Source organism: Haliea sp. E17, from assembly GCF_048323675.1.
Classification (GTDB): domain Bacteria; phylum Pseudomonadota; class Gammaproteobacteria; order Pseudomonadales; family Halieaceae; genus Mangrovimicrobium.
Genome location: NZ_JBLWFK010000002.1, coordinates 601,531 through 615,289, shown reverse-complemented (window position 1 = coordinate 615,289; position 13,759 = coordinate 601,531). Strand labels below are relative to the sequence as shown.

The window sequence follows — 13,759 nt, the reverse complement described above, 5'->3', positions numbered from 1 at the left end:
TCTTTGTTCCAGCGTTTCCGGCCCTCGCAGCGAGCGGGATTGTCGCTGTTGACCAACACATTATACGCGGTGACCCGCGCTGCGCTAAGATGGCAGCCTTTGGCCCTCCCGCGCAATGCACAGGACAGCAGCAGCCGATGCAACTGATCGAAAACGGCAGGATTTTCACCGGCGAGCAACATCTCGAGGGATACAGCCTGTTGCTCGAGAACGGGCGCATCGCTGCGCTGCTGCCCCGCGCCCAGGCGCAGGCCATCACAGCGTCGCGCTACGACCTGCAGGGGGGCACCCTGCTCCCGGGGTTTATCGACCTGCAGGTCAACGGCGGCGGCGGAGTCCTCTTCAATGACAGCCCGGATATCGGGACCTTGCGCATCATGGGCGAGGCCCATCGACAATTCGGCACGACGGGATTCCTGCCGACACTGATTTCCGCCGACCTCGACACCATGCGCCGGGCCATTGCCGCGGTCGATGAAGCTATCGCACAGGAGGTGCCGGGCGTGCTCGGCATCCACCTCGAGGGGCCCCTGCTGAACCCGGATCGGCGCGGCATCCACGACGCCCGGTGGTTCCGCCAGCTGGATGAGGAACTGTTCAGCCTGCTGACCCGGCAATCCCCGGGCTGCACCCTGGTCACGATCGCTCCGGAGTGTTGTCGCCCCGAACAAATACGCCGGCTGGCAGAGCATGGCGTGATTGTTGCCGCCGGTCACACCGGGGCCAGTTACGAGCAGGTCTGCGACGCCATGGATGCCGGGCTCACCGGCTTTACCCACCTGTTTAACGCCATGTCGCCCCTGCAGAGTCGGGCGCCCGGTGCTGTCGGCGCTGCGCTGGCGGCGGATCGCGGCTGGTTCGGCATTATCGCCGACGGCTATCACGTACACCCCGCGGCCCTGCGGGTTGCCGTGCGCGCCCGGGAAGCGGGGGCGGCGCTGCTGGTCACCGATGCCATGCCCACGGTGGGTAGCGACCTCACGCAATTTGAACTGGGCAGCGAGTCGATTTCCCTGTGCGATGGCCGGCTGCTGAATCCCGGGGGTACCCTGGCGGGTTCGCACCTCGACATGCTGGCTGCGGTCAACAACGCCGCTGCCTTTGCCGGCATCGACTGGTTCGAGGCGGCGCGTATGGCAAGCCTGTATCCGGCCCGCGTCCTCGGCCTCGAGGACCAGCTGGGACGCCTTGCACCGGGCTATCGCGCCAACCTCCTGGCCCTCGATAGCCAGGGTTCGCCACGCGCTTCCTGGGTCGCGGGCCTGCAAGGTGATTGCGTGACAGAATTCGCACAGTGAACTTGTCGCCTGAGCTACACTCAAACTAATCGCTGTATGCGTCTTGAACACGGTCCCGTCGAGGGGTAAGTTAGTGAACGCTGTCCTGATAACGCGGTTGATAATATCCAGATGAAATTGCAAATGCTGCGGGCGCCCGTCCGCCCTCTCCTCCTGACGTTCTGCCTGCTCGGTATTTCACTGCCCAGCCAGGCGCTGATCGAATACACCGACCAGCAGCGGGATACGATTGTCGAGCTCGTCGAACAACTGGAAGAGAACCACTACTCCAAGCTGCCCTACGACGACACCCTGTCCGCCCAGCACCTGGATGCCTATATCGATGCGCTGGATGGCGGCAAGATGTTCTTTACCGCCCAGGATATTGCCGAGTTCCAGCAGTACCGCAACAAGATGGATGAGGAACTGCACAAGGGTAACCTCGATGCAGGTTATGCGATTTTCAACCGTTTCCAGCAGCGCCTGGAAACCCGCCTGCAGGACCTCATCGACAGCATGCCGGAGCGGGTTGCCGCGATGGATTTCAGCATCGATGAGTACTACGACCTGGACGTAGAGGATCGCGACTGGGCGACCAGTGAAAAGGAACTGGACGACCGCTGGCGCAAGCATCTCAAGAACCAGGTACTCAGCCTGAAGCTGGCCGACAAGGCGCTGGAGGATATCCCGGAGACCCTCACCCACCGTTACCAGAACCAGCTCAACCGGGTGAAGCAGTACAACAGCCAGGACGTGTTCCAGATCTACGCCAACGCCCTGACCGAGCTGTACGACCCGCACACCAACTACTTCTCCCCGCGCCGCTCGGAGAATTTCAACATCAACATGCGCCTGTCGCTCGAAGGCATCGGCGCAGTGCTGCAGGCGGAGGACGAGTACACCAAGGTGGCCCGCCTGGTGCCCAAGGGCCCGGCGGACAAGCAGGGTGAGCTGAAACCCTCCGACCGTATTGTCGGTGTCGGCCAGGATGACGACGGGGATATCGTCGACGTGATCGGCTGGCGCCTGGATGACGTTGTCGACCTGATTCGCGGCCCCAAGGGCTCCACCGTGCGCCTGCAGGTGATTCCCGCCAAGGCCGCTGCCGATGAGCGCAAGACCGTCACCATCGTCCGCAATGAAGTGAAGCTGGAGGAACAGGCGGCGCAGAAGAAGGTGCTGGAGATCCCCAGCGGCGATGAAACGCTGAAGATCGGGGTAATTGATATCCCCGCCTTCTACATTGACTTCGAAGCCATGCGTCGCGGGGATGACAGCTACAAGAGCACTACCCGGGATGTGAGCAAACTGCTCGGCGAGCTGCAAACCGAGGGAATCGACGGCCTGGTTATCGACCTGCGCAACAACGGCGGCGGTTCCCTGCAGGAGGCCAACGAACTGACCGGCCTGTTCATCGAGTACGGGCCAACCGTACAGATCCGCCACTCCTCCCGCCGGGTCTGGCGCGACGGCAAGCGCCTGAAGAGCAATTTCTATGAGGGCCCGCTGGTGATCCTGATCAACCGGCTCTCAGCCTCCGCCTCGGAGATTTTTGCCGGCGCCATCCAGGACTACGAGCGCGGCATCATCGTCGGCGATCGCTCCTTCGGCAAGGGCACCGTCCAGACCCTGACCCCGCTGACCGAAGGCCAGCTGAAGATCACCGAGAGCAAGTTCTACCGCATCTCCGGTGACAGTACCCAGCACCGTGGCGTCATTCCGGACATCGCTTTCCCCTCCCTCTACGATCCGGAGGAGATCGGCGAGAGCGCCCTCGACCACGCCCTGCCCTGGGACCAGATCAACCCCGTGCGCCACCGCCGCTACAACGACCTGAGCACGGTGCTGCCGCGGCTGACCTCGCTGTTTGAGGAACGCAGCCACAACAACCCGGATTTCATCTACCTCGAGGACCAGATCGGCCTGGCAGAGGAAAACCGCGGGTTGACCTCCCTGCCCCTCAACGAGAAAGCCCGCATCGCCATGCGCGACCAGCAGAAAGCCGAGGCCCTGGCGATCGTCAACAAGCGTCGCGCTGCGCTGGGCGAAGAACCGCTGGCTAACCTCGACGACGAAGACGCAGAAGCCGCCGATGACGAACTGGCGGTCGAGGCCGGCGTCGAGCAGGCAGCAGATGAAGAAGAGGAAGATGACGATGTCCTGCTGCAGGAGGCAGGCAACGTGCTGGTGGATGCGCTGGTGATGAAGCAGGAGCGCTTCGCTATGCACGAGGAACCCAAGTAAGCGAACTCCCTGCCGGGAGGCCCCTCAGGCCTCCCCGAACCAGGCCAGTGACTGGTGCAGTTGCACCACACTGCCAACGATGATCAGCGTGGGCGCCTTTGGTTGCTCGCGCTCCACTACCCCGCCTATCGTTGCCAGCGTCCCGGTCAGGACCCGCTGCTCGTCCAGCGTGGCGCGTTCCACCACCGCCACCGGGGTGTCGCCACTGCGGCCGTGAGCGGTCAGTTGTGCGCAGATCTGCGGCAGGCCTACCAGGCCCATGTAGAACACCAGGGTCTCGGTGGTGGAGCGGAATGAATCCCAGTCGAGATTGCTGCTGCCATCCTTGAGATGCCCGGTGACGAAGCGCACCGACTGGGCGTGGTCGCGGTGGGTCAGTGGAATGCCCGCGTAACAGGCTGCGCCACTGGCGGCAGTGATGCCCGGCACCACCTGGAAGGGTACCCGGTGCTGTGCCAGCAATTCGATTTCCTCGCCGCCGCGGCCAAAGATAAACGGGTCCCCGCCCTTCAGGCGCACTACCCGCTTGCCCTCCAGCGCCAGGTCGAGCAGCAGCTGGTTGATCTGTTCCTGGGGTACCGCGTGGTCCGCGCGGCGCTTGCCGACATAGATCATCTTCGCGTCGCGGCGGGCCATTTCCAGTATCGGCGCAGACACCAGGGCGTCGTACAGCACCACGTCCGCGCTCTGCAACAGGCGCACCGCCTTGAACGTCATCAGGTCCGGATCGCCGGGCCCTGCCCCCACCAGGTAGACCTCGCCGGTGTACAGGCCGTCGGTCTCGGCCAGGCGCTGCTCCAGCAGCTCCTGCGCGCGCTGTTCGCGGCCGGCCATGACCTGCTCGCCGATGGTGCCCTCCATCGCCTGCTCCCAGAACAGGCGGCGCGGGGTATCTTCGGGCAGGGCCGTCTTGACCCGGTCGCGAAAACGGCCGGCAAACTGCGCCAGCCGGCCATAGGCCGCCGGGACCAGGGACTCGATTTTGCGCCGCAACAGGCGCGCCAGCACCGGCGACTGCCCGCTGCTGCTGATGGCGATCAACAGCGGGTCGCGGTCGACAATCGAGGGGAATATGAAGCTGCACAGCTCGGGTGAATCCACCACGTTGACCGGCAGGTTGAGCCCACCGGCGTCCCGGGAGACCTGGGCATTGACAGCGCTATCCGGCGTCGCCGCCACCACCAGGGTGCTGCCGGCGAGGTCCCCGGAAGCGTAGGCCCGCTGCTGCCACTTTCCCCCGTGTTGCGCCAGTAGCTGTTGCAGTTCACCGGTGGCCTCGGGCGCGATGACCGTCAGTTGCGCCCCCGCGCGGCACAGCAGGCGCGCCTTGCGGGTGGCGACAATCCCGGCGCCGACCAGGGTAACCGGGGCGTCCTGCAGGGAGAGACAGACCGGCAGGTAGCGCATGGTCAGGGACTCAGGACTTCAACGCCGCCCATGTAGGGCTGCAGGGCCAGAGGTACCGTGATGCTGCCGTCCGCCTGCTGGTAGTTCTCCATGATTGCCACCAGTGTCCGGCCGACGGCGAGGCCGGAGCCGTTGAGGCTGTGAAGCAGTTCCGGCTTGCCGGTTTCCGGGTTGCGCCAGCGCGCCTGCATGCGGCGCGCCTGGAAGTCGCCGAAGTTGCTGCAGGAGGAAATCTCGCGATAGGTGTCCTGCGCCGGCAGCCAGACCTCGAGGTCATAGGTCTTGCGCGCGGAGAAGCCGATATCGCCGCTGCACAGCAGCACCTTGCGATAGGGCAATTCCAGCCGCTGCAGTACCTGTTCGGCGTGACCGGTGAGTTCTTCCAGCGCGGCGTCGGACTGGCCGGGACGCACCAGTTGCACCAGCTCGACCTTCTCGAACTGGTGCTGCCGAATCATGCCCCGGGTGTCGCGGCCGTAGCTGCCCGCCTCGCTGCGAAAACAGGGCGTGTGGCAGGTGAAGCGCACGCCCTGTCCGCCCAGTTCGCCGTCCTCGAAGATGCGGTCGCGGGCGACGTTGGTCACCGGCACCTCGGCGGTGGGGATCAGGTAGTAGCCCTGCTCCCCCTCCAGCCGGAACAGGTCTTCCTCGAACTTCGGCAGCTGGCCGGTGCCGCGCAGGGAGTCGCGGTTGACGATGTAGGGCACGTAGATCTCGCGGTAGCCGTGCTCGCGGGTGTGCAGGTCCAGCATGAACTGGATCAGGGCCCGGTGCATGCGCGCCAGGGGGCCGTACATGACATTGAAGCGCGAACCGGTGATCTTGCCCGCGGTTTCGAAATCCATGTCGCCGAGCCCCTCGCCGAGGGCGACGTGGTCGCGCACCTCGAAATCAAACTGGCGCGGCTCGCCCCAGCGGCTGATTTCGGTGTTGTCGGCTTCCGAGGCGCCCTCGGGCACCGCCTCGTCGAGGATATTGGGCACCGACAGCAGCAGTTCTTCCAGGGCCGCCTGGGCCTCTTTGGCTTCGCTGGTCAGGGCTTCGATCTGGCCGGCAATTTTTTGCAGGGTCTCCTCGACCTGGGCCTTCGCCGCCTCCACGCTGACCCCCTGCTGGATCAGCACGCCGACCTGCTTCGATGCCGCCTTGCGCTCGGCGAGCAGGTTCTGGCTGTCGATATCGGCCTGCTTGCGCCGCGCGTCCAGCGCCTGGAACTGCGCGACATCAAACTCGAAACCGCGTTTCTTCAATACCGCGGCTACCGCCTCCGGGTCCTGCCTGACGGCTTTTACATCCAACATAGGTGTGTGTTCCTGTCGTTAATCCGGTGTCCCGACACTGCGGAACGTCACTCAAATCAATGCGCGGGTCAGGTAGACGGACAGGCCCGCCATCGCCACGCAGAGGATTGCGCTGGCAAACATGTAGCCGAACGCGTGGGTGTAGTGGCCCTGTTCCAGCAGCGCGACCGTTTCCAGCGAGAATGTGGAAAAGGTGGTAAACGCGCCGAGGAAGCCCACCATCAATACACTGCGCCAGTCCGGGTGAATCACCTGGCGTTCAATCAGCACGAATATGACCCCGATGGCGAAAGAGCCGATCATGTTGACCAGCAGCGTGCCCAGCGGCCACTTGCCCTCCCACAGCTGGTGCACCCAGTTGGCCATCAGGTAGCGGGACACGGCACCGCCGGCGCCACCCAACGCTATGAACAGCAGGTATTTCATGCTTCCCCGGGGCCTCAGTCGTAGCGGCGTATTGTACTGGTTTTGTCCCGTTCGCGCAGGTAAGCGAGCTTTTCACGAATCTTCTGTTCCAGCCCGCGATCCACCGGGTGGTAGTAGACCCGGTCCTGCAGTTCCGGCGGGAAGTAGTTCTCGCCGGCGGCGTAGGCGCCCTCCTCGTCGTGGGCGTAGCGGTACTCGGCGCCGTGGTCCAGCGACTTCATCAGTGCGGTGGGGGCGTTGCGCAGGTGCAGGGGCACTTCGAGGCTTTCACTGTCGGCGATTTCCGCCCTGGCGGCATTGTAGGCGGTGTAGACCGCATTGCTTTTGGCCGCGCAGGCGAGGTAGATCACCGCCTGGGCAATCGCCAGTTCGCCCTCGGGGCTACCGAGGCGCTCCTGTACCTGCCAGGCGTCCAGAGCTATGGTCAGGGCCCGCGGGTCGGCGTTGCCGATATCCTCGCTGGCCATGCGCACCACGCGCCGGGCGATGTACAGGGGGTCGCAGCCGCCGTCCAGCATGCGGCAGAACCAGTACAGGGCCGCGTCAGGTGCGCTGCCGCGCACCGCCTTGTGCAGGGCGCTGATCTGGTCGTAGAACACGTCGCCGCCCTTGTCGAAACGGCGCAGGGAATCCTGCAGGACCTCGGCGATGGTGCGCTCGGTGATCTCGCCCTGCTCCGCCAGGTCGGCGGCCAGTTCCAGCAGGTTCAGGGCCCGGCGGGCGTCGCCGTCGGCCTGGGCCGCGAGCAGGTCCAGTGTGCCGGGAGCCGCCTTGAGGTCACTGTCCAGCACCGCCAGGCCGCGCTGCAGCACGTCGAGGATTTCATCCCGTTGCAGGGAGCGCAGCTTGTAGACGCGGGCCCGCGACAACAGGGCGTTGTTGAGTTCGAAGGACGGGTTTTCGGTGGTGGCGCCGATGAAGATCAGCGTGCCGTCCTCCACGTAGGGCAGGAAGGCGTCCTGCTGGGCCTTGTTGAAGCGGTGCACTTCATCCACGAAAAGCACGGTGTCGCTGCCGCGGGCGCGAAAGTCCCGCGCGCGGGCCACCGCCTCGCGGATGTCCTTGACCCCGGAGAGCACGGCGGAGAGTTGCAGGAACTGGGCGTTGGCAGACTGGGCCGCGATGCGCGCCAGGGTGGTCTTGCCCACCCCGGGCGGCCCCCAGAAAATCATCGAATGCAGTTGCCGCTGCTCGAGTGCCCGGCGCAGGGGTTTGCCGGGGGCCAGCAGGTGACTCTGGCCGACATAGGCGCCGAGGTCGGTGGGGCGCAGTCGCGAGGCCAGGGGCTGGTAACCGCTGTCCTCTTCGCCGCTGAACAGATCACTGCGCATAGTCGAAGAAGTCGGCGTCCTCCGGGACCTTGAAGACAAAGTCTGCCGGTGTCAGGCCGGGATTGCGGTCCAGGTCAGTGAATTCGATCAGCAGCAGCTGGCCCAGGTTGTCGAGGATTTCCATGCCGCCGAGGGTGCCGTCGCTGAATACAAGGGTGAGCTCGCGAAAAGCCGGTTGCGCCGATTTCGGCACCAGTTGGAAACGGCCCTGTCCAGTTGCGGTAACCTCGTAGTCGCGGCGCAGGGCCTGGTAGTCACCGGAAAGCACCTGCAGTGGCGATTGCATCTGCGCGCCGCCGAGGGGACGCCGGGTAACCGTTTCGAGGTCGCGGTCGTAGTGCCACAACGTGTCGCCGTCGGCGATGATCTCTTGGTCGTCGGGGGCGCTGATGATCCAGGCGAAATAGCTCGGGCGCAGCAGGCGGAAGCTGCCGCTGGCGTAGGTCAGTTCGCCCTCTGCGCCGGCGCCGCGCTGGCTCTGGCTGAAATGTCCGCTGAGCTGCGAGATGGCGGTCAGTTGCTGGGCGAGTTGGGCTGTGGCATCTTCTTCGGAGCGCGCAACACCGATGACCAGGCACAGGGTCAGCGCGCCGAGCAGTAGAAAACGTCGCATTGGGAATCTCAATCCTCGGGTGGTGGCGGCGCCAGCACTTCGCGCTGGCCGTTACTGCCCATGGCGCTCACCACGCCGGCAGCTTCCATGGTTTCGATGAGGCGGGCGGCGCGGTTGTAACCGATGCGCAGCTTGCGCTGTACGCTGGAAATCGACGCCCTGCGGCTCTGGGTCACGTAGTGCACGGCCTCGTCGTACAGCGCATCCTCCTCCTCACCTTCGTCCCCGTTACTGGCCTGGAGTTCCCCGGCGGTGACCGGGGTCTGGCCGCCCTCGTCGAGCAGGCCGTCGATGTACAGGGGTTCGCCGCGGCGCTTCCAGTCGGCCACCACGCGGTGCACTTCCTCGTCGGAGACGAAGGCGCCGTGCACCCGGTTGGGCACGCCGGAGCCCGGCGGCAGGTAGAGCATGTCGCCGTGGCCGAGCAACTGGTCTGCCCCGCCCTGGTCGAGGATGGTCCGCGAGTCGACCTTCGAGGACACCTGGAAGGCGATCCGCGTCGGCACGTTGGCCTTGATCAAACCGGTGATCACGTCCACCGAGGGACGCTGGGTGGCGAGGATCAGGTGGATGCCCGCGGCTCTCGCCTTCTGCGCGATCCGCGCGATCAGCTCCTCGACCTTCTTGCCGACGATCATCATCATGTCGGCGAACTCGTCGATGACGACGACGATCGAGGGCAGCTTCTCCAGGTTGGGCGGGGTCTGTTCTTCCTCGGTCATGGCAAAGATCGGGTCCGGCTTCCACAGCGGGTCCGGAATCGGGGTGCCCGCCTTATTGGCGTCGATGATCTTGCGGTTGTAGCCGCCAAGGTTCCTGACCCCCAGCTGGGCCATCAGCTTGTAGCGCCGCTCCATCTCGGCCACGCACCAGCGCAGGCCGTTGGCGGCGTCTTTCATGTCGGTAATCACCGGCGTCAGCAGGTGCGGAATGCCGTCGTAGACCGAGAGTTCGAGCATCTTGGGGTCGACGAGAATCAGGCGCACATCATCCGGGCCAGACTTGTAAAGCAGGCTCAGCAGCATGGCGTTCACGCCCACCGATTTACCGGAGCCGGTAGTGCCCGCCACCAGCAGGTGCGGCATCTTGGCGAGATCCGCCACCACCGGTTCACCGGAGATGTCGTGACCCAGCGCAAGGGTCAGCGGCGAGCGCGACTGGTCGAAGGCGCGGGAGGACAGGACTTCGCGGAAATTGACGATCTCGCGGTGTTCGTTGGGGATCTCGATGCCGACGACCGACTTGCCCGGGATGACTTCCACCACGCGCACGGAAATGACCGCCAGCGAGCGCGCCAGGTCCTTGGCGAGGTTGGAGATGCGCGACACCTTGACCCCCGGCGCGGGCTGGATTTCAAAGCGGGTGATCACCGGCCCGGGATAGACCGCGGTCACTTCCGCAGTCACCCCGAAGTCCGCCAGCTTCAGTTCCAGCAACTTGGACAGGGCCTCGAGCGCCTCGGGGGAGTAGCCGAGGCTGGGGTCCCGGGTCTCGGGGTCGAGCAGTTCCAGGGGCGGCAGTTCCCCGGTGACCGGGGCGTCGAACAGTGGCTGCTGTTTCTCCTTTTCCACCCGCTCGGACATCTCGGCCTTCGGCTTGAGCGATTTGATCTTCGGCGGTTTGCGCTTTTTTTCCTTTTCGACATGCTCTTCGATGACGATCTTGCGCGCTTCCACGGCTTTTTCCCGGGCGCGCCGGTCGCGGAAATTGTCCACGGTGGTCATTGCCCAGTCGCGGGAGCGGGTAAATGCCTGTATCGCAAAGGCGCCGATGCGGTCCATCAGGGCGAGCCAGCTGAGATCGGTGAAGATGGTGATGCCAAAGAGGAATACCGCGGCCAGGATCAGCCGGCTGCCGACGTCGCTGAAGGCGGCGACAAAGGAGTGGCCGATGGCCTGTCCGAGGATGCCCCCGGCGCCCTGTGGCAGGCCGGAGCCGCCGACATCGTTGATCGCCGTGAGGGCGGTGCCGGATATCATCACCAGTACCAGGCCGAGGGCGCGGATACCCAGGGTCACCCAGTCGAAGGGCTTGGCCTCGTGGCGCTCCAGCAGGATGACCAGCGCCCGGTAGGCCAGCAACAGGGGGAACAGGTAGGCGGCGTAACCAACCAGGGAGAAAAAGACATCTGCCAGCCAGGCGCCGGTGGGGCCGCCGAGGTTAGCGATGCGGGTGCCCGCCCCGCTGGCGGACCAGCCCGGGTCCCGGGGGCTGTAGGTGAACAGCGCCAGCAGCAGGTACAGGCACACTGCGCTGACGCCGATGAAGGCCCCTTCGCGCAGGCGGGTGCCGAGAAAGTTTTCACTACTGGGTGTATCTGGCACGCTGCGGTTCGTCCTTACACTGGCCCCTGGCATACACAGGTCGCGCAGCGCTGGCACGACCTTTATAAAGTACTTTAATTTTCCCTCATATCCTGATTATTTTCAAAGGCTTAAAGGGTTTATTTAGAAATGGGATAGGCTTTGCTGCCCTCTGCCCTTTAAAGTACCATAAGTCGCCCCCAGATACGGGAAAGAATTCTCGAATCCACGGGTTCGCCCGCCACGCCCACAGCCACGCTAAACTGTGGGATGGAACCAGTCTGACTTAAGGAAACGCGATAGATGAGCGATGTACGACATATCCCCCTGATCATTCTCGGCAGCGGACCCGCGGGCTACACGGCGGCGGTTTACGCGGCGCGCGCCAACCTCAACCCGGTGGTGATTACCGGGATGCAACAGGGTGGCCAGCTGACCACCACTACCGAGGTCGAAAACTGGCCGGGCGGCCACGCCGAGCTCCAGGGCCCCGAGTTGATGGTGAACATGCAGGAGCACGTCGAGCGCTTTGGCACTGAAGTGCTCTTCGACCATATTGATTCGGTGGACTTGTCCACCCGCCCGATGCAACTCAAGGGCAGCGGCAGCTACACCTGCGATGCCCTGATCATCGCCACCGGCGCCTCCGCCCAGTACCTCGGCCTGCCCTCGGAAGAAGCGTTCATGGGCAAGGGCGTCAGCGCCTGTGCGACCTGTGACGGCTTCTTCTACCGCAACCAGAAGGTCGCCGTGATCGGCGGTGGCAATACCGCCGTGGAAGAGGCGCTCTACCTGGCCAATATCGCCAGCCACGTGACCCTGGTACACCGCCGCGACGCCCTGCGCTCGGAGAAAGTGCTGCAGGACCGGTTGTTCGCCAAGGAAAAGGAAGGCAAGGTCACCATTCTCTGGGACCACGTGCTCGACGAGGTACTGGGCGATGAGACCGGCGTCACCGGCATGCGGGTGAAATCCACCAAGACTGACGCCACCCAGGATGTGGACGTGGCCGGCGTCTTTGTTGCCATCGGCCACAAGCCCAACACGGATATCTTCGCCGGCCAGATCGAGATGAAAGACGGCTATATCGTGATTCGCAGTGGTCTCGAGGGCAACGCCACCGCCACCAGCGTACCCGGTGTATTCGCCGCCGGTGACGTGGGCGACCACGTCTATCGCCAGGCGGTCACCTCCGCAGGCTTTGGCTGTATGGCCGCGCTGGACGCGGAGAAGTACCTCGACAACCTGTAAAGCACTCGCGCGGAGCCGTATCGCCCTCTTCTGCGGTCCGGCTCCCGCGATTCCCCCGGCGGAACTTCCCGCCGTGACTCACATCCCAATTGTGACCCGACGAAGCCCCCGCCGACTGGTGGAGGCGCACTCCCGATCCTAAACTGAAGTCATGCGCCACCTGACCCAATTGCACAGCGGGGACGATTTCCCGCCCTCCAGCGAGGCCCTGGAGTATCCCTCCGGGCTGCTCGCCGTGGGCGGCGATCTCAGCGCCAAACGACTGCTTGGGGCCTACCGGCGGGGAATTTTTCCCTGGTATGAGGAGCCCCAGCCGGTGCTCTGGTGGACCCCGAACCCACGCTCGGTGCTGTTTCCCGGAAACCTGCGGGTATCCCGCTCCCTGCGCCGCACCCTGCGCCGGGATCACTTCAGGCTGGCGGTCGACCAGCGCTTTCCCCAGGTGATGGCCGCCTGTGCCGAACTGCGCGGCGACGGCCTCGGCACCTGGATCGGCAGCGACATGATCGGCGCCTATTGCGACCTGCACGCCATCGGCCATGCCCACTCGATTGAAGTCTACGACGGCGAAGGTGCGCTGGTCGGCGGCCTCTACGGCATCGCCCTGGGGCGGGTATTTTTTGGCGAGTCCATGTTCAGCAGGGTCAGTGACGCGTCCAAGGTGGCAATGGTGGGGCTGGTGGACATCCTGCGCCGTGGCGGTTTCCGCCTGATCGACTGCCAGGTCGAGAGCGCACACCTGAATTCCCTGGGGGCCTGCAACATCAGTCGCGCGGAATTTGAGGGATTGCTTGACGAATTTGCCGATGTGCCGCACGATCAGTCGGTGTGGACATTGCCGGACACCTGCGGAGAACTGTCGTGACCTCGTCATTGCGGGACCTTAAGGTCTATACCACCTATCCCCACAGCTGCAGCTACCTGGAAAACCGGGAAGCCACCACGCTGTTCGTGGACCCGCGCCAGGAAGTCGACCAGTCGCTGTACAGCAACCTGTCCCTGCTGGGCTTTCGGCGCAGCGGCAACCATCTCTACCGCCCCCACTGCAGCCACTGCCAGGCCTGTATCCCGGCGCGTATCCCGGTGGCGGATTTTGCCCCCAACCGGGCCCAGCGGCGGACCCTGCGCGACAACCGCGACCTCGAGGTCGAATGCACCCCGGATATTCGCGACGAGGCCGCCTACGACCTCTACCGCCGCTATATCGAACAGCGCCATTCGGACGGCGACATGTACCCGCCGGACCGTGAGCAGTACCTGTCGTTCCTCAACAACGCCTGGGATTGCACCCGCTACTACCGTTTCTACACCGGCGGCAAGCTGACGGCCATCGCGGTGGTGGACGAACTGCTGGACGGCCTGTCCGCGATCTATACCTTTTTCGACCCCGCGGCGACCGACCGCAGCCTCGGTCGCTTCGCGATTCTCTGGCAGGTCGAGCACACCGCCGAACTGGGCCTGGACTATCTCTACCTCGGCTACTGGATCAAAAACTGCCGCAAGATGGCCTACAAATCCGAATACCGGCCCCTCGAACTGTTCATCAACGGTCGCTGGACCGCCCTCCTCTAACACGCCCCGGGAAACGAATTCCGGGCTTATTTAC

The 13,759-nt window shown here is 64.4% G+C and carries 11 protein-coding genes; 5 read left to right on the top strand and 6 right to left on the bottom strand.

What is annotated here, in order from left to right:
* Positions 1–137 precede the first annotated feature (137 nt).
* Both nagA and ACNKU3_RS05900 read left to right on the top strand, forming a co-directional pair.
* A complete protein-coding gene (gene nagA / locus ACNKU3_RS05905; RefSeq protein ID WP_418258490.1) occupies positions 138–1,298 on the top strand; it encodes an N-acetylglucosamine-6-phosphate deacetylase in 1,161 nt (386 codons plus the stop codon).
* Positions 1,299–1,421: 123 nt separating this feature from the next.
* Positions 1,422–3,521, top strand: coding sequence for a carboxy terminal-processing peptidase (locus tag ACNKU3_RS05900; protein WP_418258489.1), 2,100 nt, complete (start codon positions 1,422–1,424; stop codon positions 3,519–3,521).
* Between the two features lie 24 nt (positions 3,522–3,545).
* Here ACNKU3_RS05900 and cysG read toward each other — a convergent pair whose 3' ends face one another.
* Genes cysG through ACNKU3_RS05870 form a run of 6 tightly spaced genes read right to left on the bottom strand, consistent with a single transcriptional unit; the run spans position 3,546 to position 10,956 of the window.
* Positions 3,546–4,928 (bottom strand): siroheme synthase CysG, encoded by a 1,383-nt coding sequence (gene cysG, locus ACNKU3_RS05895; RefSeq protein WP_418258488.1) that lies wholly within the window; start codon positions 4,926–4,928, stop codon positions 3,546–3,548.
* Positions 4,929–4,930: 2 nt separating this feature from the next.
* Entirely contained in the window at positions 4,931–6,229 is a 1,299-nt protein-coding gene (gene serS, locus ACNKU3_RS05890; protein WP_418258487.1) for a serine--tRNA ligase, read from the bottom strand.
* A 51-nt stretch (positions 6,230–6,280) separates the two neighbouring features.
* Positions 6,281–6,655 (bottom strand): fluoride efflux transporter CrcB, encoded by a 375-nt coding sequence (crcB, locus tag ACNKU3_RS05885; RefSeq protein ID WP_418258486.1) that lies wholly within the window; start codon positions 6,653–6,655, stop codon positions 6,281–6,283.
* A 14-nt stretch (positions 6,656–6,669) separates the two neighbouring features.
* On the bottom strand, positions 6,670–7,986 hold the full coding sequence (locus ACNKU3_RS05880) for a replication-associated recombination protein A (RefSeq protein WP_418258485.1): 1,317 nt from the start codon (positions 7,984–7,986) through the stop codon (positions 6,670–6,672).
* Entirely contained in the window at positions 7,976–8,599 is a 624-nt protein-coding gene (gene lolA, locus ACNKU3_RS05875) for an outer membrane lipoprotein chaperone LolA (protein WP_418258484.1), read from the bottom strand. The genes ACNKU3_RS05880 and lolA overlap by 11 nt, the downstream gene beginning before the upstream one ends.
* Before the next feature lie 8 nt (positions 8,600–8,607).
* A complete protein-coding gene (locus ACNKU3_RS05870) occupies positions 8,608–10,956 on the bottom strand; it encodes a DNA translocase FtsK (protein ID WP_418258483.1) in 2,349 nt (782 codons plus the stop codon).
* 249 nt (positions 10,957–11,205) lie between these two features.
* Here ACNKU3_RS05870 and trxB point away from each other — a divergent pair, with 249 nt between their 5' ends.
* The 3 genes from trxB (at position 11,206) to ACNKU3_RS05855 (ending at position 13,725) form a co-directional block, all read left to right on the top strand.
* Positions 11,206–12,153: a thioredoxin-disulfide reductase gene (trxB, locus tag ACNKU3_RS05865; protein ID WP_418258482.1), complete on the top strand. Its 948-nt coding sequence runs from the start codon at positions 11,206–11,208 to the stop codon at positions 12,151–12,153.
* Between the two features lie 151 nt (positions 12,154–12,304).
* Positions 12,305–13,018, top strand: a complete 714-nt coding sequence (gene aat, locus ACNKU3_RS05860; RefSeq protein WP_418258481.1) for a leucyl/phenylalanyl-tRNA--protein transferase — start codon at positions 12,305–12,307, stop codon at positions 13,016–13,018.
* Entirely contained in the window at positions 13,015–13,725 is a 711-nt protein-coding gene (locus ACNKU3_RS05855) for an arginyltransferase (protein WP_418258480.1), read from the top strand. Before aat ends, ACNKU3_RS05855 begins: the two co-directional genes overlap by 4 nt.
* Positions 13,726–13,759 lie beyond the last annotated feature (34 nt).

Excerpts from the sequence above, each read along its gene's own strand:
- nagA (WP_418258490.1), top strand. The coding sequence starts at position 138 with ATGCAACTGATCGAAAACGGCAGGATTTTCACCGGCGAGCAACATCTC.
- ACNKU3_RS05900 (WP_418258489.1), top strand. The coding sequence starts at position 1,422 with ATGCTGCGGGCGCCCGTCCGCCCTCTCCTCCTGACGTTCTGCCTGCTC.
- cysG (WP_418258488.1), bottom strand. The coding sequence starts at position 4,928 with ATGCGCTACCTGCCGGTCTGTCTCTCCCTGCAGGACGCCCCGGTTACC.
- serS (WP_418258487.1), bottom strand. The coding sequence starts at position 6,229 with ATGTTGGATGTAAAAGCCGTCAGGCAGGACCCGGAGGCGGTAGCCGCG.
- crcB (WP_418258486.1), bottom strand. The coding sequence starts at position 6,655 with ATGAAATACCTGCTGTTCATAGCGTTGGGTGGCGCCGGCGGTGCCGTG.
- ACNKU3_RS05880 (WP_418258485.1), bottom strand. The coding sequence starts at position 7,986 with ATGCGCAGTGATCTGTTCAGCGGCGAAGAGGACAGCGGTTACCAGCCC.
- lolA (WP_418258484.1), bottom strand. The coding sequence starts at position 8,599 with ATGCGACGTTTTCTACTGCTCGGCGCGCTGACCCTGTGCCTGGTCATC.
- ACNKU3_RS05870 (WP_418258483.1), bottom strand. The coding sequence starts at position 10,956 with ATGCCAGGGGCCAGTGTAAGGACGAACCGCAGCGTGCCAGATACACCC.
- trxB (WP_418258482.1), top strand. The coding sequence starts at position 11,206 with ATGAGCGATGTACGACATATCCCCCTGATCATTCTCGGCAGCGGACCC.
- aat (WP_418258481.1), top strand. The coding sequence starts at position 12,305 with ATGCGCCACCTGACCCAATTGCACAGCGGGGACGATTTCCCGCCCTCC.